Below are 20,075 nucleotides of genomic sequence, written 5' to 3'. Positions count from 1 at the left end.
GGTGCGGATGCTGGGGCGATTGTTGACCGCAGTCTCTTCCATCCCACCGCCGGACGAGCGTTTGTCTGCCTGGGCCTACCGTTGAGGCTTGGAGGGCCGCTTGAGCCCCTTGAATACCAGCGTGGTCTGTCGGCGAACGATCCGTTTGAGCATGGCGAGCCGGTCACCCGTGATCTCGTTGTAGCCCAGGATATAGTCCAGGTGGTCGCGTGAGAAATGGAAAGTCAGCAATTGGCCGTTGATGGCCACTGCCGTCATCCGGCTTTCTTCGTCCGACGTCGACCCGCCGGACAGGCGGGCGATGACGCCGATGCAGCAATTGTGCAGGCGGGCTCCCGGGCCCTTCGCCCATTGCTCCTTGGGCATCAGCGCGGATTTCATCGGCATGATTCGGCGCTTGATGAAAAGTGCGCGCCGGGCCGCGTCGGGGGAGGCGAATAGGAAGTCGGCAAAACTCTCCAGCACCGCGCAATAGCCGTCGATTAGTTGACTGTCGCTCGCCTTGGACGCGAGCAGCCATTCGAGGTTGTCCAGCGCGGGGCCCACGGCGTTCATGGCCGAGGCCTGGATGTCGGCGATGCAAGCCGCGTAGAGGCCTTCCTTGTTAACGAAATAATACTGCAACGACGGCGCGGGCACGCCGGCCTGGGCTGCAATGTCGCGGGTCGAGACACCGTCGAAGCCGTGCTCCCCGAACAGCGCCAATGCGACCTGGATGATCCGCGTCCGCGTTTCCTCGCCGCGTGCGTAGCCGCTTTCCGTCTTCCGTCTGGCGCCTGTCATTGCCCCTCTCTCCAAGCTTCTCCCTCATAGCACGGCAGCAAAAATATTCCAGTTGACATATTTTTACCAAATGGAATAAATATTACAAGTGGAATAAATTGGAGATGAACGCATGAGCGTGGCGGTCCTGAAGAACGCCGACAGCGGGCAGCGGGGTGGCGTCGAAACCCCGGCAGCGCCGCGCAAGCGCAGCCGCTCGCGCATCCTGTTGAGCGTGCTCGCGGCCGTGGCAGTGGCCAGTGGCGGCGCTTACGGGCGTTATTGGTACATGGTCGGGCGCTATATCGAGAGCACCAACAACGCCTATCTGCGAGCCGACCAGGTCGCGATGGCGCCCCGCGTGTCCGGCCAGGTCGCCGAGATTTATGTGAAGGACAATGAGGACGTCGCGGTCGGGCAGCCGCTCCTGAAGATCGATGCGCGCCGCTACGAGATGATGGTGCGGCAGGCCGAGGCGACGGTCGATGCGCGCGAGGCCGATGTCGCCAAGAGCGAGGCCGATCTGCGCCAGCAGGACGCCGTGATCGCACAGGCGCAGGCCGACGTGACGGCGGCGCAGGCGAACTCCAATCTCGCCGACAAGGAGTTCGAGCGCGCGGCCGCGCTGGCGGTTCGGGGGTTCGCCACCCAGCAGAAGAGCGAGCAGACCGAGAGCGCGCTGACGCAGGCGCGGTCGACCGTGAGCCTCAAGCAGGCCGTTCTCGATGCCGCTCGCCAGAAGGTCGCGACGTTGAAGGCGCAACTGGCGCAGGCCAGGGCGCAACTCGACGCGGCAAAGGAGAGTCTCAGCCAGGCCGAAATCGAGCTCAAGGATACCCTGCTGCGCAGCCCGATTGCCGGCCGGGTCGGCGACCGCACCGTCCAGCTCGGCCAGTTTACGCAGCCGGGCACGCGGCTGCTCACCGTCGTTCCGACGCAGCAGATGTACCTGGTGGCCAATTTCAAGGAGACCCAAGTGCAGCGCATGCGTCCTGGCCAGCCGGCGCACATCAGCATCGATGCCTATCCGGACCTCGCGCTGACCGGGACGGTCGAGAGCTTTGCGCCCGGCACCGGCGCCCAGTTCGCGCTGCTGCCGCCCGAGAATGCCACCGGCAACTTCACCAAGATCGTGCAACGCGTGCCGGTCCGCATCCTCGTGAACGCGCCGGAACATGCCGCGCCGGCGTTCGTGCCGGGCCTGTCGATCGAGGTTTCCGTCGACACAAAGGCCGCGCCGGTGCTGCGTTCCGCCGAGGTCGCCCGATGAGCGCAGCCGGGGACAGCTGGGATCCGGGTGGCAGCGTCGCCGGAGCGAAGCCGGTCGACGACAGCGCAGCCCTGGTCGACTGGGTCGCAGTGGTCGCCGGCGCCCTCGGCGCCCTAATGGCGACCCTCGACATTTCCATCACCAACACGGCGCTGCCGCAGATACAGGGTGAGGTCGGCGCCAGCGGCACCGAAGGCACATGGATTGGCACCGGCTATCTGGTGGCCGAGGTCGTCATGATCCCGCTGACGGCGTGGCTGACACGCGTGCTCGGCCTGCGGCGCCTGCTGCTCACCACTACGATCGCCTTCGTGCTCTTCTCGATGCTGTGCGGGCTCAGCCACGGGCTGCTCGCGATGATCCTTGGCCGCGCCGGCCAGGGCTTCTTCGGCGGCGCGCTGATACCGACGGCGCAGGTCATCGTTCGCACCCGGCTGCCGCCGCGGCAGACGCCGATCGGCATGAGCATCTTCGGCGTCATTGTGCTGCTCGGCCCGGTGATCGGTCCCGTGATCGGCGGCTATCTCGCCGAAGAGATATCCTGGCGCTGGTGCTTCTTCCTCAACCTGCCCGTCGGCATCGCGCTGGTCACGCTGCTGACCCTCGGGCTTCCGGCGCAAAAGGCAGATCTTAGCCTTGTGGCGAAGGCCGATTGGCTCGGCATCATCGGCATGGCGATCGCCTTCGGCTGCCTGACTGTTGTGCTGGAGGAGGGGCAGCGCGAGCGCTGGTTCGAATCGTCCATGATCATCGATCTCAGCCTCGTGGCGCTGGCCGGCTTCATCGCTATGGCGGCTGCGCAAAAGACCAGCCCCGATCCGGTCATCAAGCTGGCCCTGCTGCGGAGCAGCGCCTTCGCCAGCGCCACCTTCATCACGCTGGTGGTTGGCGCGGCTGTGTACGGCACGACGTTCGTCGTGCCGCAGTTCCTCGCCAGCATCGCCGGCTACAATCCGCGCCAGGCCGGGGGCATCATGGCGCTGGCGGCGATCCCGGTCTTCGTGCTGATACCGGTTCTGCCACGCATCCTGGGCCGGCAGAATACCCGTCTGATGGTGGCGCTTGGCCTGGCATGCTTCGCCGCAAGCTGCTTCACCGATATCCATCTCGGCCCGGACAGCGATGGCAGCGATTTCACGCTGTCGCAGCTGATGCGCGGTGTCGGCCAGATACTGACCATGATGCCGCTCAACCAAGCTTCGATGGCGGCGATCGGGCGCGAGAACGCGGCTGACGGCGCCGGTATCTACAACATGGCCCGCAATCTCGGCGGCTCGATCGGGCTGGCGCTATGCGGCGTTTTCATCGACCAGCGCAGCGCGTTGCATTCCGTCACCATCCGTGAGGCCATCACCGCCAATTCGCTGCTGGGGCAGGCACGGCTTGCGTCGGACGGCCTCGCCCAAGGCATCGATGCAGTGACTGCGCGGCTGCGCGCCATCGCGCAGCTCTCGGGCTTGATCGAGAAGCAGGCGCAGGTGATGACCTACGATGATTGTTTCTGGCTGCTCGGCATCTGCCTGATTGCGATCATCCCGGTCGTGCTGCTGCTGCGCGCGCCGAAGGCCGGCACAGCCCTGTGAGGAGGGCATTGAGAGTCCTTGTTGCTGGCTTGCGCGGCGTCTCTGCCGCTCTGCGCAGGATTTTGGCGGCGCTGACCTCGGTAGGTTCCGGCATGAAAGGCTGCGCTGGCGAACCCGGCGCCGCACTAGCAAATGGACTGCCGGGGAAGTGCGCGGCCTGACTCGAAGCTCGCTTAAATCGACTCGATTCTGCTTGAGGGCACAACTGGCCTGACCTGCACAGCTATATGCATGATTCGCATAAGGTATATTATGGAATATCTTTATAGATAATCAGATCAGTTGTTTAGCTAGAATTCCTCGCATCGGACCTTCGTTCCTCGTCTCTTCCAGGTCGGCCGTCGCACCTCGCCCCGACTTTCGACCGCTACTGTGCATGGGGTTGTTTTCGCGTTTTTGAATCCGGCCCATGCCTCCGAAAGCCGATATTGCCGTGAGGATGTCCGGCTGCAATAAGCGAAGCTTCGTGAGATCGCAGATGACCTTCTGACCGTCCGTCCGTATAGGTTTGCATCTCAGAACAACAACAAACTTTCCGAGGAAGCAGACCCATGAGCTTTTCCCGCCGCACGCTTCTCAAGGCCTCCGCCGCGACCGCGGTCCTGGGCGGCCTCAGTGCGCCCCATGTGGCCCGCGCCCAGAGCGCCGAGTTCACCTACAAATACGCCAACAACCTGCCGGACACCCATCCGCTGAACGTGCGCGCCAAGGAGATGGCGGCGGCGATCAAGGCCGAGACCAGTGGCAAGTTCGACCTCCAGATCTTTCCGAACAACCAGCTCGGGTCCGACACCGACATGCTGAGCCAGATCCGGTCCGGCGGCGTCGAGTTCTTCACGCTGTCGGGGCTGATCTTGTCGACCCTGGTGCCGGCGGCGTCCGTCAACGGCATCGGCTTCGCGTTCCCGGACTACGGCACGGTCTGGAAGGCCATGGACGGCGATCTCGGCGCCTTTGTCCGCGGCGAGATCAAGAAGGCCGGGCTCGAGGTCATGGACAAGATCTGGGACAACGGCTTCCGCCAGACCACGTCGTCGAGCAAGCCGATCACCGGTCCGGACGATCTCAAGGGCTTCAAGATCCGCGTGCCGGTGTCGCCGTTGTGGACCTCGATGTTCAAGGCGTTCGATGCGGCGCCCGCCTCGATCAATTTCGCCGAGGTCTATTCCGCGCTGCAGACCAGGATCGTCGAGGGCCAGGAGAACCCGCTGGCGATCATCTCGACCGCCAAGCTCTACGAAGTCCAGAAATACTGCTCGCTGACCAACCACATGTGGGACGGATTCTGGTTCCTGGCCAATCGCAAGGCCTGGAGCGCGCTGCCGGAGGATATTCGCACGGTCGTCGCCAAGAACATCAATGCGGCCGCGGTCAAGGAGCGTGAGGACACCGCCAAGCTCAATGCCAATCTGCAGCAGGAGCTCGCGGGCAAGGGCCTGACCTTCAACCAGCCCGCCGTTGCGCCGTTCCGCGACAAGCTGCGGTCCGCCGGCTTCTATGCCGAGTGGAAAGGCAAATATGGCGACCAGGCCTGGGACCTGCTGGAAAAGGCCGTCGGCAAGCTGTCGTAACGCGTTGGAGCCGTCATGGCTCATGTTGAGGTCGAAGTGAGCGGAGTGGCGGGCGAGGCGACTGTTCGGTCCCCTCGCCGATCTCCCTTGCTGGCCTCGACGGAGCGCGCACTCGGCCTCCTCGTCGAAATCCCTGCGGCCATTTTGGTGGTCGCCGAGATCGCGATCCTGTTTGCCGGCGTGGTCGCGCGCTACGGCCTGCACCGGCCGCTGATCTGGTCGGACGAGCTCGCCTCGATCCTGTTCCTGTGGCTCGCCATGCTGGGCGCGGCGGTCGCGTTCCGCCGTTCCGAGCACATGCGCATGACCGCGGTCGTCGGCAGCGCCACGCCGGCCACGCGGGCCTGGCTCGATCTCGTCGCGACCTGCGCGGCGCTGGCCTTTCTGGCGCTGATCGTCTGGCCGTCCTGGGACTACGCCTACGAGGAAAGCTTCATCACCACGCCGGCGCTGCAGATCTCCAATATGTGGCGCGCCGCGGCGCTTCCGGCCGGTATCTGCCTGATGGCGGCGTTCGCGCTGTTGCGGCTGCTGCGCGCAGCCGACTACCGCATGGTGCTGACGGCCGCGGTCGCCGTTGCCATCGTCGTCAGCTTGTTCTGGCTGGCGCAGCCTTATCTGCGACCGCTCGGCAATCTCAACCTCGTCATCTTCTTCGTGGGCGTCGCCGGCTTCTGCGTCTTTGCCGGCGTTCCCATCGCGTTCGGCTTCGGGCTCGCCATCTTCGGCTATCTGGCACTGACCACGCGCACGCCGGTCATGGTGCTGGTCGGACGGATGGACGAGGGCATGAGCCACCTCATTTTGCTCTCGGTGCCGCTGTTCGTATTCCTGGGGCTCCTGATTGAAATGACCGGCATGGCACGGGCCATGGTGGCGTTCCTAGCCAGCCTGCTCGGCCATGTCCGCGGCGGACTGCATTACGTCCTGGTCGGCGCGATGTACCTGGTCTCCGGCATCTCCGGCGCCAAGGCGGCCGACATGGCCGCGGTCGCGCCCGTGCTGTTCCCGGAGATGAAACAGCGCGGCGCCAAGCCCGGCGATCTCGTCGCGCTTCTGGCGGCGACCGGCGCGCAGACCGAGACCATTCCGCCGAGCCTCGTGCTGATCACGATCGGTTCGGTCACCGGCGTCTCGATCGCCGCTTTGTTCACCGGCGGCCTCTTGCCCGGCGTGGTGCTCGCGATCACGCTGTGCATGCTGGTGTGGTGGCGCTACCGCCACGAGGACATGAGCCATGTCCGCCGCGCCACAGGCGGCGAGATCGGCAAGACCTTCGTCATCGCCCTGCCCGCGCTCGCGCTGCCCTTCGTGATCCGCTACGCCGTGGTCGAAGGCATCGCGACCGCCACCGAAGTCTCCACCATCGGCATCGTCTATGGCGCCCTGGTCGGCCTGCTCGTCTACCGCCGCTTCGACTGGCGGCGGCTGTTTCCGATGCTGGTCGAGACCGCTGCGCTGTCGGGCGCGATCCTGCTGATCATCGGCACGGCCACCGGCATGGCCTGGGGCCTGACGCAATCAGGCTTCTCGCGCTCGCTGGCGTCCGCCATGACCGGATTGCCGGGCGGCGCGGCGACCTTCATCGCCGTCTCGATCCTGGCCTTCACCATCCTCGGCAGTGTGCTGGAGGGCATCCCCGCGATCGTGCTGTTCGGGCCGCTGTTGTTTCCGATTGCGCGTGCGGTCGGCGTGCACGAGGTGCACTATGCCATGGTGATCATTCTCGCCATGGGTATCGGGCTATTCGCCCCGCCCTTCGGTGTCGGCTATTATGCCGCCTGCGCCATTGGACGCGTCGATCCGGCCGAAGGCATCAGGCCGATCTGGGGCTATCTGCTGGCGCTGCTGGTAGGATTGATCGTCGTCGCCGTCTTTCCGTGGATCTCCATCGGATTCCTGTAGGCCGGCGCATGAGGGAGGTGTCGATGAGCGAGCGGCAGAACCAGTACAATATCGGCCTCGACAAGACGCCCGCCAACTACGTGCCGCTGAGCCCGTTGAGCTTCCTCGCACGCAGCGCCGCGGTCTATCCCGATCATGTCAGCACGGTCTACGAGGGGCGCAGCTTCACCTGGCGCGAGACGCATGAGCGCTGCAAGCGCTTTGCTTCGTACCTTGCCGGCCAGGGCATCGGCGTCGGCGACACCGTCGCGGCGATGCTGCCGAACATTCCGGCGATGAACGAGGTGCATTTCGCCGTCCCCATGACGGGTGCCGTGCTCAACGCGCTGAACATTCGGCTCGATGCGCCTTCGATTGCATTTCAGCTCGACCATGGCGGCGCAAAGATCATTCTGGTCGACCCCGAGTTTTCCGGCGTCATCACCGATGCGCTGTCACAGATGAGTGGCCCAAAACCGTTCGTGATCGACGTCGACGATGCTGCCTTCAAGGGCGGCGGGCGCATCGGCGAGATCGAGTATGAGGCCGCGCTCGTGCAGGGCGATCCTGACTTCGCAGCGATCCTGCCGGGCGATGAATGGGACGCGATCGCACTGAGCTACACCTCGGGCACCACGGGAAATCCCAAGGGCGTCGTCACCCATCATCGCGGCGCCTATCTGAATGCCGTCAGCAACATCCTCGCAGGCCAACTTGGCCAGCATCCGGTCTATCTCTGGACACTGCCGATGTTCCACTGCAACGGCTGGTGTTTCCCCTGGACCATTGCGGCGGCTGCCGGCATCAATGTCTGCCTGCGCAAGGTCGAGCCGACGAAGATCTTCGAGCTGATCAAGCAGCACGGCGTCACCCACATGTGCGGCGCGCCGATCGTCTACAACACCCTGATCAACGCGCCCGATGCCCCGAAGGGCGGCGCCGCCCGCCACGTCGTCGGCCTGATCGCCGGTGCGGCGCCGCCGGTCGCGGTGCTCGAGGGCGCCGAGAGCATCGGCATCAAGCTGACGCACGTCTATGGCCTGACCGAGGTCTACGGCCCCGCCTCCGTCTGCGCCGAGCAGCCTGGCTGGGATGATCTGCCCGCCGCCGAGCGCGCCAGCCTGAAGCGACGGCAGGGCGTGCCCTACCCGCTCGAGGAAGCCGTCACCGTCATCGATCCCCAGACCATGAGGCAAGTGCCGCGCGACGGCGAGACCATCGGCGAGGTCATGTTCCGCGGCAACATCGTGATGAAAGGCTATCTCAAGAACGACAAGGCGACCAAGGAAGCCTTCGAGGGCGGCTGGTTTCACACCGGCGATCTCGGCGTGCTCGATGCGCATGGTTACGTCATCATCAAGGATCGCTCCAAGGACATCATCATCTCCGGCGGCGAGAACATTTCCTCCGTCGAGGTCGAGGACATCCTCTACAAGCATCCCGCCGTGCTGTTCGCCGCCGTGGTCGCAAAGCCCGATCCGAAATGGGGCGAAGTGCCTTGCGCCTTCGTCGAGTTGAAGGACGGCGCGAGCGCGAGCGAAGCCGACATCATCGCCTTCTGCCGCTCGCATATGAGCGGCTTCAAGACGCCGAAGGCCGTGGTGTTCGGGCCGATCCCGAAAACGTCGACGGGAAAGATCCAGAAATTCCTGCTGCGCAACGAAGCGGGATCGGCGAAGGCGATCTCGGCCTGAGCCGATTCCATGAGTCTGCCAACGCATTGAGAGGTCCCTGCCGTCCTAATTGCTTGATAAAGCTGGACAGGCAAGGCAACGTCCAGCCGGAATCGCCGACATCAATTCGGCGACCGATCCCGCTCAGCCTTCGCCGGTGAAGGCAAAGCTCCCTATCGAGGCTTTATGGCAGCCATCCCCGCCGACAAGTTGAAGCTCTTTCGCATCCGCCGCGCGCCAAAAGGTGGCCGCAAGGCAGCGCCGGGCCCGGACATCGAGGGAAAAATCCTCGATGCGGCAGAGTTCGTCTTTGGGCATTTCGGCTTTCGCGGAGCGACGACGGCACTGATCGCTAAAAAAGCATCGATCGCGAAACCCCACATTTACTATTATTTCGAAGACAAGGAGGATCTGTATCGCGCGGTGCTGGAACGTGCGATGAACATGTGGGCACGAGACATGGACAGTCTCGACATGACGTCCGATGTCGAGACCATCCTCGTGCGCTACATCAGCAGGAAGATCGATTTCTCGCGAGATCACCCGCATCTGTCGCGCATCTATGCCAACGAAATCATCAGCGGCGCTCAATTCATCGGCAGCTTCATTGAAAAAGTCTCGACCCCGTTGCTGCTCGACAAGGTCAAGACGCTCGACCAATGGACCGCCAGCGGGGCGATTCGGCCGATCAGCGCCGTCGACCTTTTCTTCTGCATCTGGGCGATGACCCAGGCCTATGCCGATTATTCCAGCCAGATGATCATCATGAAAGGTAAGCGACAGCTCGAAGAGGCCGACTACACCGCGGCCAAGGCGACGATCGTCCAGCTCGTTCTCGGCGGACTTGGTCTTTCGGGCCCTGCCGAGGCTGGCGCCTAGCCCTTTGTTCGGCCGTTCGTTTTTCGCCAGCGGCCCTGTTTCCCCCTCTCCGCCATTACGCTCACGTGCGGGACATCCTAGCCAGAACCGCACTGGATTTCCGGTTGCAGCGAGGCGTTTTGCGCCGGTAGCCGGCGCCAGATCCGAAATTCGTGTTTGTAAAAATATTTTATCGATCGTAAAATGATTTTATCGATCGTTATAAAATGGCATGTCGCTTGCTTCGACCCGATCTTCCGCAAAGTGCGAGCACCCATAGCAGGGACTGCGGCTTCCAACGCCGTTGCCCTGCGCCAGCAAATCCGAGGTAGAGGACATGTCATCCAACAGCGGCGACGTTCCCACGCTGATCATCACCGGCGCCCATCCAAAGCTTTACAATCACGACCTTGCTCCAACCGCACCTGAGGGCCGAACCTGGGGTGTCTTCAGCCTGTTTGCGATGTGGATGTCGGACGTCCATTCCGTGGGCGGCTACACATTCGCGGCGAGCCTGTTCTTTCTCGGCCTGACAGGCTGGCAGGTGCTGATCTCGATGCTGGTGGGTATCACGGCGGTCTACTTCCTGATGAACCTGATCGGACGGCCCTCGCTGCGCTACGGCATTCCGTTCCCGGTCGTGGCCCGCACTCGTTCGGGGTGATGGGCGCCAATCTCGCCGCCATGGTGCGGGGCGTCGTCGGCATTGTCTGGTACGGCGTGCAGACCTACTTCGCCTCGAAGGCGGTGCAAGTCCTGATCGTCACTCTGATGCCGTCGGCCGCCGATCTCACGCACAACAGCATCGCCGGCCTGTCGACGCTCGCATGGTTCAGCTTCCTTTTCATGTGGCTGTTCCAACTTCTCATCTTCCTCAGCGGGATGGAGCGCATCCGCCGCTTCATCGATTTCTGCGGACCCGTGGTCTACGTCGTCATGTTCGCGTTGGCGATCTGGATGTTATGGCAGGCCGGTTTCTCAAGCCTGTCTCTTCAACTCAGCCCGCCGGCCGCCACAACCGCGGCGACGATTGGCGTGATGGCGAATGCCGCGATGCTGATCGTGGCCTACTTCTCGGCGCTCCTGCTCAATTTCGGCGACTTCGCCCGGTTCGGCAAGGATGAGCGAGCCATGAAAACCGGCAATCTGCTCGGGCTTCCCGTCAATTTCCTGGTCTTCTCGATCATCACAGTGATCGTGACGGCCGGTACGCTGAAGGTGTTTGGCGAGGCGATCATGGATCCAGTGCTGATCGTGGAGAAGATCGGCAATCCGTTCGTCGTCGTTATCGGATCGATCACGTTCATCGTCGCGACGATGGGCATCAACATCGTCGCGAACTTCGTTTCGCCGGCTTACGACATCTCCAACCTGAATCCCCAGCGCATCAATTTCAGGCTGGGAGGCCTCATCACGTCGATCCTGTCGGTACTCGTCTGCCCCTGGCTGTTCGTGGCCAGCCCGTCGGCCATCACGCTGTTCGTCAGCATCTTCGGCTCTGCGCTCGGGCCCATGTTCGGCATCATGATCGCCGACTACTATCTCGTGAAAAAGGAAATCGTCGTGCTGGAGGACCTCTATACAATGTCACCAGCCGGTGAATTCCATTACGACGGCGGCTGGAACTACAAGGCGCTGATTGCACTTGCGGTGTCCGGCACTCTGTCGATCGGACTCTCGCTGGCAGGCGCCTATGGACTGATTTTCAACGTCGGCGACTGGGGTTGGCTCATCGGAGCCACTGCCGGCGGACTGATCTACCGAGCCCTCTCGAAGGAGCAAAGGCCGGTTTCCGTCATTGTCGGGGCGGGCGAATGACGTTCGAAGTTGCGGATCCATCGCCATGTGGGCGGCGGCCCCGCAATACTCTTGGCATGCGCGTTCGGTCGAACGCGCATGCTACCCAGATACGACGTCGCGATGATCGGTGGCGATATCGCTACCTGCTGCGAGCCCCTTCGCCAGTCTGGACTGGATGCAGGTCTGCAACCGCTTCCTCCAGGATGGTAGCAACCTCCAGCAGCGAGATCACCAAGCGCGGCGTGCGCCTCAGCCTGTCGTCGATCGCGGCGGCGAACAGATCGTTCCGCTTCCGGCTACCGAGCAATCGCCATCGTCCAAAGGCGATCTTGTGGACGTTCCCGGAAACATATCCGACCGAGGCCCATAATTGCTCGGATTCCAGCAGGAGCTCGCCTGCCATCCGATCCATCACTGTGACGATCGCGAGCAGATCATCGGTCACGGTCGCCAGACCGAGCGCGCGGCTGCCCGGATTGTCGTCATGTGAACTCCGCTCGATCGAGGCCCTCGATAATGGCCTGGCCTGCAATCCGGCGAGTTTGTCCACAAGCGCGGCGAACCGAGAACGGGCCGCGCGGACGATATCTTCCAGGAAAGACAGATTGGTCTGCGCCGACCCCGACACGACGTGCGGTTTGATCGTTTTAAAATACATCAATGCTCCCGGAGGCAACCAACGTGAAAGTTGAAGTGTTGCCTAGATCTAAGGTCATCCGACCCGAGGTGCTTGAACGTCCTGAGCCACGATTGATCGAAACCGGCCTGGAAGGAAATCAGGCAAGGGCCTCAAAACCGAACGCAGAGTGGGTCGGTCGTGTTCGGCCGCGCAGTGGAGACACATCATGACCGATGATGGCCTCTACGGCGACCGGCTTGCGAAGCTATTTCCAATGATCAGCGAGCCGAGCTCGGGCCTCGTCAAGTCGCTACAAAAAGGAACGTTCGCCGCGGTGCGGATGGCGTATTCCGGACCGGTCGGCGATCCGACGCTGCCCTCGCCTCCGGACGAGGCCTTCGCACTTTGCCTTCGGCTGCAGCATCAGAGAGCGGAGTCGTGGCTGGATGGCCGATATGCGCTCAAGGGCGCCTTGAAAGACGAGACGAGCATCTACGATCTGCGATGTGAAACGGTCGTTCACTTCCGCGATCCCTTTGACTTTCTCTACCTGTATCTACCGCACGGCACGCTAAATGAATTGGCGAGCCAGCTTGATCTTGGTCGCGTCGAATATGACGTTGTCGCGGGCGCGAACTTTCTGGATCCAGTCATGGCTCATCTGGGTGCTTGCCTTCTGCCGGCGCTCGAAAGACCGCATGAGGCCAACGAGCTTTTCGTGGGCCACGTCGCGATGGCGCTCAACACGCATTTTCTCAAGACCTATGCCGTCGGCCAACCTCGCAATCGCTCTCACCGCAGCGGATTGGCGCCATGGCAACTTCGGACGGCGAAGGCACTCCTTCGCGCAAATCTCGATGGCGAGATCGCGTTGGCCCGAATTGCCGCTGAGTGTGGCGTGTCAGCCGCCCACTTCGCCCGAGCATTCAGAGTCAGCACGGGAACACCGCCGCATCGATGGTTGATGAATCAGCGTATCGAGCAAAGCAAGAGCCTGCTGGCAAGCTCGCCGCTATCGCTCACGGAAATCGCCATCAAATGCGGCTTCGCGGATCAGAGCCATTTTACCAGAGCGTTCTCAGCAGCAACGGGTGCCACGCCAGGACGCTGGCGACTGGTCCGCAAAGCTTAATCCCGGATGACCATATCCAGGAACGCAGCGGCCGTGTCGCCGGTGCGAGGTTTTCGGCTCGGCTCCCCGGTGCGCTCCCACCAGCAAGGCCGTGCTGCGTTACGGCTGGTGATCTTGCCTGGTGGTCAATGGCCGCTGATACGGGAGAGGCCTTCCGCTCGCGTCACGAAAGCGAACGGAAGATATTCCTGCCCTCACATCTTCTTGTAGGCGTCAACCAAGGCCTGGCCGTCGGCTCCCGCCTTCTTGAGCCAGTCGGCGGTGAGCTGTTCGCCGATCTTCTGGAAGCCGGCCTTCAGGGCCGGGCTCGGCGGCTCGACCGTCATGCCCTTGGCCTTGAGCTGATCGATGTACCAGGTGCTCTTGTCCTGCCAAGCCTTCCAGCCGCGGGTTTCCGCGGTCGCGGCGGCCTTGAGGATGGCCTCCTGGGTGGGTTTGTCGAGCGCCTCGAACGCAGCCTTGTTGACGAAGGTGTAGTCCTTCGGGATCCAGGCTTGCACGTCATAGAAGTACTTCAGCGACTCCCATGCCTTCGCATCGTAGCCCGTGCCGCCTGACGACATGAAGGAGTTCACGACGCCGGTCGCAAGTGCCTGCGGCAGCTCGGCGGCCTGGATGGTGACGGACTGCGCGCCGACCAGCTCGCCGATGCGCGCAGTTCCAACGTTATAAGCCCGCCATTTCAGGCCCTTCATGTCTTCGATGGTCGCAAGCGGCTTGTTGACATAGACGCCCTGCGGCGCCCACGGCACGACAAACAGGAGCTTGAGCCCCTGCGCCTCCAGCTTCTTGGTAATCAGGGGCTTCGACGCCTGGTACAGCTTCATGGCATCCGGGAAGCTGGTCGCCAGAAACGGCACGACGTCGACCCCGAATACCGGATCCTCGTTCTCGTGGATCGACAGCAAGACTTCGCCCATCTGCGCCTGCCCGGTCATCACCGCGCGCTTGATGTCGGGCGCCTTGAACAGTGAGGCGCCCGGATGAACCGTGATCTGGAGCTTGCCGGACGTGGCGGCTTCGACGTCCTTGGCGAAAGCAACGAGATTCTCGGAGTGCGGATTGTCGGCCGGATATGCCGCCGGCAGATTCCATTTGGTCTGAGCCAAAGCGGGTGTCGCGGCCAGCACGGCGCCGGCGATCAGGGATGCGCGGAATAAACGAGACATCATCGGGCTTCTCCTCACAGTCAATTCAAACGGTACGCTCAGTCTGGGAAAGCGAGCTTGGGCAAGAACATCACGATCTGCGGATATTCCGTGATGATGAACACGGCCGCGAGCAGCAGCACGAAGAACGGGAACGCCGCCCGCGCGACGGTCAAGGTATCACGCCCGCTCATGTTCTGGAGCACGAACAGATTGAAACCGACCGGCGGCGTGATCTGCGCCATCTCGACGTGGATGATGAGATAGACGCCGAACCAGACCAGGTCGAGACCGGCCTGCTTGACCATCGGCAACACGATCACGGCGGTCAGAACGATCATCGAGATGCCGTCGATCAGGCATCCCAGGATGATGTACATGATGCTCAGATACAGCGCGAGCATGCCCGGCGTGAGCTGCTGGCCCTGGACCCAGGTGGCGAGCGCTGCGGGAATGCCCGTATAGGCCATCGCTGCGGTCGTGTAGGCAGCGCCCGCAAGGATCAGCATGATCATGCAGGTCAGGCGCGTCGCGCTCATGATGCTCTCGAGGAAGTTCTTGCGCGTGAGCGTGCGGCTCCACCACGCCAGCAGCAGCGCGCCCGAAACGCCCCAGGCGGCGCATTCGGTCGCCGTCGCAAAGCCGAGCACGAGCGAGAGGAAGACCGCCAGGATCAGAAGCAGACATGGGGCGAGCTTGGCGGATTCTTGCAGCTTCTGGCGGAACGGCATCGGGGGATCGCGCGGCGGAATCTTCTTCGGATTCAGCAGCGACCAGATGATGATGTAGCCGGAATAGAGCACCATCACGAGCACGCCGGGCAGAAAGCCGCCGAGGAAGACCTGAAGCACGGAGACATTCGCCGTGACCGCATAGACCACCATCGGGATCGACGGCGGGATCAGCAGGCCGAGCGTGCCGGAGCCAGCGAGCGAGCCGAGACTGAGGCCCTTGTCGTAACCGCGCTTGTCCAGTTCGGGCAGCGCGATCTTGCCGATGGTTGCACAGGTCGCCGCCGATGAGCCCGACACCGCCGCGAAGATGCCGCAGCCGATCACGTTGACATGGGTCAGACGCCCCGGCAGCCACTGCACCCAGGGCGACAGGCCTCGAAACATCTCCTCGGATAATTTAGTGCGGAAGAGGATCTCGCCCATCCAGATGAACAGCGGCAGCGCGGCGAGCGTCCATGACGAGCTTGCGCTCCATGTCGTGGTCGCAAGCACCGAGCCGAGCGGCAGGCTCGTGGTCAGCGCCATCGCTACGAAGCCTACGAGCCCGAGCGAGACCGCGATCCAGATCCCGCTTCCCAGCAGCACGATCATGACGCCGAGCAGAATAAACGACAGTTCGATCATGCCGAGATTGGCCATCGTCAACCTCCGCCGCCCTGCGAGATCCGTTCGATGAATTCGTCCGGGGTCTCGTCCGGCGAGCCCTTCTCGTAGCTCGGCCGGTTGCCGCTGACGACACTGACCATTTCATCAATGAGCGCGATCGACAGGATCACGAGTCCGCCGGAAAACCCGAGCTGCGGAATCCAGAGCGGAAGCGCGACGACGCCCTGCGCCACGTCGTTGAAGCGCCAGGAATCGTAGGTCATCTGCACGGCATGCCGGGTGAAATAGAGGATGAAAGCAGCGGCAATGCCGAGGGCCACGACCTCCGCAACCTGTTTGGAGCGCCCATGCAAACGCTCCAGCAGCAGGCCGACCCGGATCATCTCGCCGCGCTTGAAGGTGTGAGCGAGGCCGAGGAATGCCATCGCGGCCATGCACCAGGAGGCGAAATCATCGCCGGCGGGAATGTTGACCGCAAACTGGCGCCCGATCGACATGATCATCATGATTGCAAAGATCGCAACCATGAAGGCGCCGGCGGCGTAGCCCGCACCGAGATAAAGGAGATCCAGCGCGCGTCGCACCGGTCCCCGGCTCGTGACATCGTCCCCTGCCAACGCGATCCCCATCCTCACACGAGGCGATTCAGACGGTCCCGGCGATCGCACGTCGCGCGCCGGTCCTGCATGAATATCGCCCCTGCCCAGCGCCCTGTCTTTCAGACGTTAGATCAACATGATGGGGCCAGCGCAAGCAAGGAGTATGCCGGCTCTCGCCGGAATTTCCACCGCAGGTTCAGCGGGTCTCGAGCCGCAGCCCGTCATACGCGGGCACCACTCCCGCCGGCAGCGACTGCCGGATCACCTCATAATCGACGTCGGCCGTCATGTTGGTGATGACGGCGCGCTTCGGCTTGAAGCGCTCGATCCAGGACAACGCGTCGTTGATGCTGAAATGGCTGACATGGCTGGTGTAGCGCAGGCCATCGACGATCCAGAGATCCAGATTTTCCAGGGCGCCCCAGCTCTCGCGCGGGATGTCGTTGAGGTCGGGTGTGTAGGCGGCATCGCCGATGCGATAGCCCAGCGCAGGAATGTTGCCATGCTGCACCAGGAAGGCGGTCATCGTCACCGGGCCGCCCTTCCCCTGGATGGTCTGGCTTTCACCAGCCTCGATCGACTGCGCCGTCAGGATCGGCGGGTAATCGCTGCCCGCCGGCGAGACGAAGCAATAGGAGAACCGCGACATGATGTCGTTCGCAGTCGTCTGGTTGAGATACGTCGGAATCCGCCGGCGCATGTGCATCACCACCGAACGCAGATCGTCCATGCCATGGGTCTGATCGGCGTGCTCGTGGGTCAGGAACACTGCATCGATGTGGTCGACATTGGTCGAGAGCAATTGCTCGCGCAGGTCCGGCGAGGTGTCGATCACGATACGCGTGGTGCCCTCGCCCGACGTCTGCTCGACCAGCAGCGAACAGCGGCGGCGGCGGTTCTTGGTGTTGTTGGGATCGCAGGCACCCCAGCCGAGTGCCGGGCGCGGTACACCGGCGGAAGAGCCGCAGCCCAGGATCGTCAGCGTCAGCGTCATGCGGCCCCCAGTTCTAAACTTTCACCCTGGAGAACAGGCGAAAGAAGTTATCGCTTGTCTGGCGCGAGATCTCGTCAAACGACACGCCACGTGTTTCGGCCAGCACTTTTGCGACTTCGACCACATAGGCCGGTTCGTTGCGCTTGCCCCGGAACTTGCCCGGCGCAAGGTAGGGCGAGTCCGTTTCAACCAGAATACGGTCGGACGGCAGTTCGGCCGCAAGCGCGCGCAAGGCTTCGGACTTCTTGAAGGTCAGGATGCCCGTGAAGCCGATATAGAGCCCGAGCGAGACCGCCTTCAGCGCCAGTTCGCGCCCGCCGGTGTAACAATGCAACACGGCGCGAAACGATCCCTTTGCCGTCTCCTCTTCCAGGATCCGGCCGCAATCCTGGTCCGCCTCGCGGGTGTGGATCACCAACGGCAGGCCGGTGGCGCGGGCGGCGGCGATGTGGGCACGAAAGCCCCTCGCCTGCGCCTCCGGCGAGCCGTTGTCGTAGAAATAATCGAGCCCGGCTTCGCCGAGCGCGACGACCTTGGGGTGCTGCGTCAGTGCGATCAGCTCGTCCGGCGCGATGCCGTCTTCCTCATCCGCGTTATGCGGATGGGTGCCGACCGAGCAATAGACGTCGTCATAGCGCTCGGCGATGGCCAAAAGCTGGTTCAATTTTTTCACCCGCGTCGAGATCGTAACCATGCGGCCGATGCCGGCCGCTCGCGCGCGCGACACGATCCCGTCGAGATCTTCCGCAAAGTCCGGAAAATCCAGGTGGCAGTGGCTGTCGACCAGCATGGTGTGAGCGCCTTACGCCGCGGGCTCGATGTAGCGCGGGAAGGCCGGCGTCGGCGCGGGCAGCGTCGTACCGGGCGCGATGCGCGTTGCACCGCCGAGCGCGGCGAAGTTGCGCTCCCCTTCGGGGATACCAAGGCTGTTCAGCAGCAATCCCGAGGCCGTCGGCATCGCCGGCTGGGCCAGGATTGCGATCTGGCGCACGACTTCGGCGGTGACATAGAGCACCGTCCTCTGCCTGACAGGATCGGTCTTGGCGAGCGCCCACGGCGCTTCGCCCGCGAAATAGCGGTTGGCTTCGGCGACCACGGCCCACACAGCATTGAGCCAGTGATGGATTTGCTGCGTCGCCATCGCTTCGCGAGACGCCGCGAGCATGCCGTCAGCTTGTGACAGGATCGCCTTGTCGTTGTCGCTGAGTTCGCCGGGCTCCGGCAGCACGCCGCCGAGCTGCTTGGCGATCATCGACAGCGAGCGCTGCGCGAGGTTGCCGAGATCGTTGGCGAGATCCGCATTGATGCGCGCGACGATGGCCTCGTGATTGTAGTTGCCGTCCTGGCCGAACGGCACCTCACGCAGAAAGAAATAGCGCATCTGGTCGACGCCGTACTGGTCGGCGAGGTTGAAGGGATCGACCACGTTGCCGACGGACTTCGACATCTTCTCGCCCCTGCTGAACAGGAAGCCGTGGGCATAGACCCGCTTCGGAAGCGGGATCCCGGCCGACAGCAGGAAAGCCGGCCAGTACACCGCATGGAAGCGGATGATGTCCTTGCCGATGATGTGCACGTCGGCAGGCCAATAACGCCAGTTCTTGTCGCTCTCGTCGGGGAAACCGACGCCAGTGATGTAGTTGGTGAGCGCGTCGACCCAGACATACATCACGTGCTCTTCGTCGCCGGGCACCTTGACGCCCCAGTCGAACGTCGTGCGCGAGATCGACAGATCGCGCAGGCCGCCCTTGACGAAGCTCACCACCTCGTTCTTGCGGGAGTCGGGGCCGATGAAATTGGGCTGCGTCTCGTACAGCTTGAGCAGCCTGTCCTGATAGGCCGACAGGCGGAAGAAGTAGCTCTTCTCCTCGACCCATTCGACCGGCGTGCCCTGCGGCCCGAGCCGCACGCCGTCGTCGTTCAGGCGCGTCTCGTCCTCCGCGTAATAGGCTTCATCGCGCACGGAATACCAGCCGGCATAGATGTCGGCATAGATATCCCCGTTCGCTTCCATGCGCCGCCATATCTCCTGACTGGAGCGGTGATGCTGCTCCTCGGTGGTGCGGATGAAGCGGTCGAACGAGACGTTCAGGCGCTCGTCCATTTGCTTGAAACGGCCGGCATTGCGGGCCGCGAGCTCCGAGACGGACATTTTTTCGCTGGCCGCGGTCTGAACCATCTTCTGGCCGTGCTCGTCGGTGCCGGTGAGGAAGAACACATCCTTGCCGTCGAGTCGCGCGAACCGCGCCAACGTATCGGTCGCGATCGCCTCGTAGGCGTGGCCGATATGCGGGCTGCCATTGGGATAGGCGATCGCGGTCGTGATGTAGAAGACGTTGTCGCGCGCGGGGACGGCCACGGGCGTGGTGGCCTGCGGGGCTGCGACGGACTTCGGTGCGCGCGGGGCTTTGGCCTTCGATACATCGGCCTTCACAGCCTTCGCCGGCATGGCGACAGGAGCTGGTGTGGATGTCACGGCGGGCGCAGCCACCCTTGCGTTCTTGACCGCTTTCTTCGCCGAAGCCTTGGCTGGCTTTTTGGTCGCTGTCTTCACCGTCTTCTTGGCAACGACCTGCTTCTTCGCTGCCTTCTTTGCCGTCTTCGCGGCGCTCTTCTTCCCGGTTTTCTTGGCGGCCGTCTTTTTGGTTTTCGTAGCTTTCTTGACCTTCTTGGCAGCTTTGCGCGCGCGCGCCTTCACAGCCTTCTTCGCGGCTCTCTTGTCGGCCTTCTTCGCAGCCTTCCTCTTGCTGCTCTTGCCCTTAGCGGTTTTCTTAGCTCGCGCTGCCACGACGAATTCCTTTACCGGCTTCTCGAAATCTGGAAACCAACCTGCGTTAGTTTA

At 62.9% G+C, this 20,075-nt stretch carries 15 protein-coding genes and 1 pseudogene; 8 read left to right on the top strand and 8 right to left on the bottom strand.

Annotated elements, in window-relative coordinates:
- Nucleotides 1–75: 75 nt before the first annotated feature.
- Nucleotides 76–783 carry a CerR family C-terminal domain-containing protein gene (locus tag ABIB91_RS06865; RefSeq protein WP_354160718.1) on the bottom strand — a complete coding sequence of 236 codons (708 nt, stop codon included), beginning with the start codon at nucleotides 781–783 and terminating at the stop codon, nucleotides 76–78.
- Nucleotides 784–895: 112 nt separating this feature from the next.
- On the opposite strand from ABIB91_RS06865, the gene ABIB91_RS06860 reads away from it, so the two are divergent.
- From ABIB91_RS06860 to ABIB91_RS06830, 7 genes and pseudogenes are all read left to right on the top strand, one after another.
- Entirely contained in the window at nucleotides 896–2,032 is a 1,137-nt protein-coding gene (locus tag ABIB91_RS06860; RefSeq protein WP_354160720.1) for an HlyD family secretion protein, read from the top strand.
- A complete protein-coding gene (locus ABIB91_RS06855; protein WP_354160722.1) occupies nucleotides 2,029–3,615 on the top strand; it encodes a DHA2 family efflux MFS transporter permease subunit in 1,587 nt (528 codons plus the stop codon). The genes ABIB91_RS06860 and ABIB91_RS06855 overlap by 4 nt, the downstream gene beginning before the upstream one ends.
- A 551-nt stretch (nucleotides 3,616–4,166) precedes the next feature.
- Complete coding sequence (locus ABIB91_RS06850; RefSeq protein WP_354160724.1) at nucleotides 4,167–5,186, top strand: TRAP transporter substrate-binding protein; 1,020 nt, start codon at nucleotides 4,167–4,169, stop codon at nucleotides 5,184–5,186.
- A 15-nt stretch (nucleotides 5,187–5,201) separates the two neighbouring features.
- Nucleotides 5,202–7,091, top strand: a complete 1,890-nt coding sequence (locus tag ABIB91_RS06845) for a TRAP transporter large permease (protein WP_354160726.1) — start codon at nucleotides 5,202–5,204, stop codon at nucleotides 7,089–7,091.
- A 23-nt stretch (nucleotides 7,092–7,114) separates the two neighbouring features.
- The gene (locus ABIB91_RS06840; RefSeq protein WP_354160727.1) at nucleotides 7,115–8,764 is read left to right on the top strand and encodes an acyl-CoA synthetase; all 1,650 of its coding nucleotides are present in this window, start codon (nucleotides 7,115–7,117) and stop codon (nucleotides 8,762–8,764) included.
- A 165-nt stretch (nucleotides 8,765–8,929) separates the two neighbouring features.
- Nucleotides 8,930–9,622, top strand: coding sequence for a TetR/AcrR family transcriptional regulator (locus ABIB91_RS06835; protein WP_007591097.1), 693 nt, complete (start codon nucleotides 8,930–8,932; stop codon nucleotides 9,620–9,622).
- A 316-nt stretch (nucleotides 9,623–9,938) separates the two neighbouring features.
- Nucleotides 9,939–11,419: pseudogene (locus ABIB91_RS06830) on the top strand (NCS1 family nucleobase:cation symporter-1).
- Nucleotides 11,420–11,540: 121 nt separating this feature from the next.
- Here ABIB91_RS06830 and ABIB91_RS06825 read toward each other — a convergent pair.
- Nucleotides 11,541–12,077, bottom strand: a complete 537-nt coding sequence (locus tag ABIB91_RS06825) for a hypothetical protein (RefSeq protein WP_354160730.1) — start codon at nucleotides 12,075–12,077, stop codon at nucleotides 11,541–11,543.
- A gap of 169 nt (nucleotides 12,078–12,246) precedes the next feature.
- Here ABIB91_RS06825 and ABIB91_RS06820 point away from each other — a divergent pair, with 169 nt between their 5' ends.
- Complete coding sequence (locus tag ABIB91_RS06820; protein WP_354128237.1) at nucleotides 12,247–13,152, top strand: AraC family transcriptional regulator; 906 nt, start codon at nucleotides 12,247–12,249, stop codon at nucleotides 13,150–13,152.
- Nucleotides 13,153–13,346: 194 nt separating this feature from the next.
- On the opposite strand, the gene ABIB91_RS06815 is transcribed toward ABIB91_RS06820, so the two are convergent.
- The 6 genes from ABIB91_RS06815 to metG form a co-directional block, all read right to left on the bottom strand.
- Nucleotides 13,347–14,324, bottom strand: coding sequence for a TRAP transporter substrate-binding protein (locus ABIB91_RS06815; protein WP_354160732.1), 978 nt, complete (start codon nucleotides 14,322–14,324; stop codon nucleotides 13,347–13,349).
- A gap of 35 nt (nucleotides 14,325–14,359) precedes the next feature.
- Nucleotides 14,360–15,673, bottom strand: coding sequence for a TRAP transporter large permease (locus tag ABIB91_RS06810; protein WP_354160733.1), 1,314 nt, complete (start codon nucleotides 15,671–15,673; stop codon nucleotides 14,360–14,362).
- A gap of 2 nt (nucleotides 15,674–15,675) precedes the next feature.
- Complete coding sequence (locus ABIB91_RS06805; protein WP_007591089.1) at nucleotides 15,676–16,269, bottom strand: TRAP transporter small permease; 594 nt, start codon at nucleotides 16,267–16,269, stop codon at nucleotides 15,676–15,678.
- Between the two features lie 166 nt (nucleotides 16,270–16,435).
- Nucleotides 16,436–17,233 carry an MBL fold metallo-hydrolase gene (locus tag ABIB91_RS06800; protein ID WP_354160735.1) on the bottom strand — a complete coding sequence of 266 codons (798 nt, stop codon included), beginning with the start codon at nucleotides 17,231–17,233 and terminating at the stop codon, nucleotides 16,436–16,438.
- Between the two features lie 13 nt (nucleotides 17,234–17,246).
- Complete coding sequence (locus ABIB91_RS06795) at nucleotides 17,247–18,023, bottom strand: TatD family hydrolase (RefSeq protein ID WP_354160737.1); 777 nt, start codon at nucleotides 18,021–18,023, stop codon at nucleotides 17,247–17,249.
- A gap of 12 nt (nucleotides 18,024–18,035) precedes the next feature.
- Nucleotides 18,036–20,021 (bottom strand): methionine--tRNA ligase, encoded by a 1,986-nt coding sequence (gene metG / locus ABIB91_RS06790; RefSeq protein ID WP_354160739.1) that lies wholly within the window; start codon nucleotides 20,019–20,021, stop codon nucleotides 18,036–18,038.
- Nucleotides 20,022–20,075: the final 54 nt, after the last annotated feature.

Origin of the sequence: Bradyrhizobium sp. JR4.3 (genome assembly GCF_040547695.1) — a bacterium.
GTDB classification, from domain to species: Bacteria; Pseudomonadota; Alphaproteobacteria; order Rhizobiales; family Xanthobacteraceae; genus Bradyrhizobium; species Bradyrhizobium canariense.
This window is presented reverse-complemented; position numbering and strand designations above follow the sequence as displayed.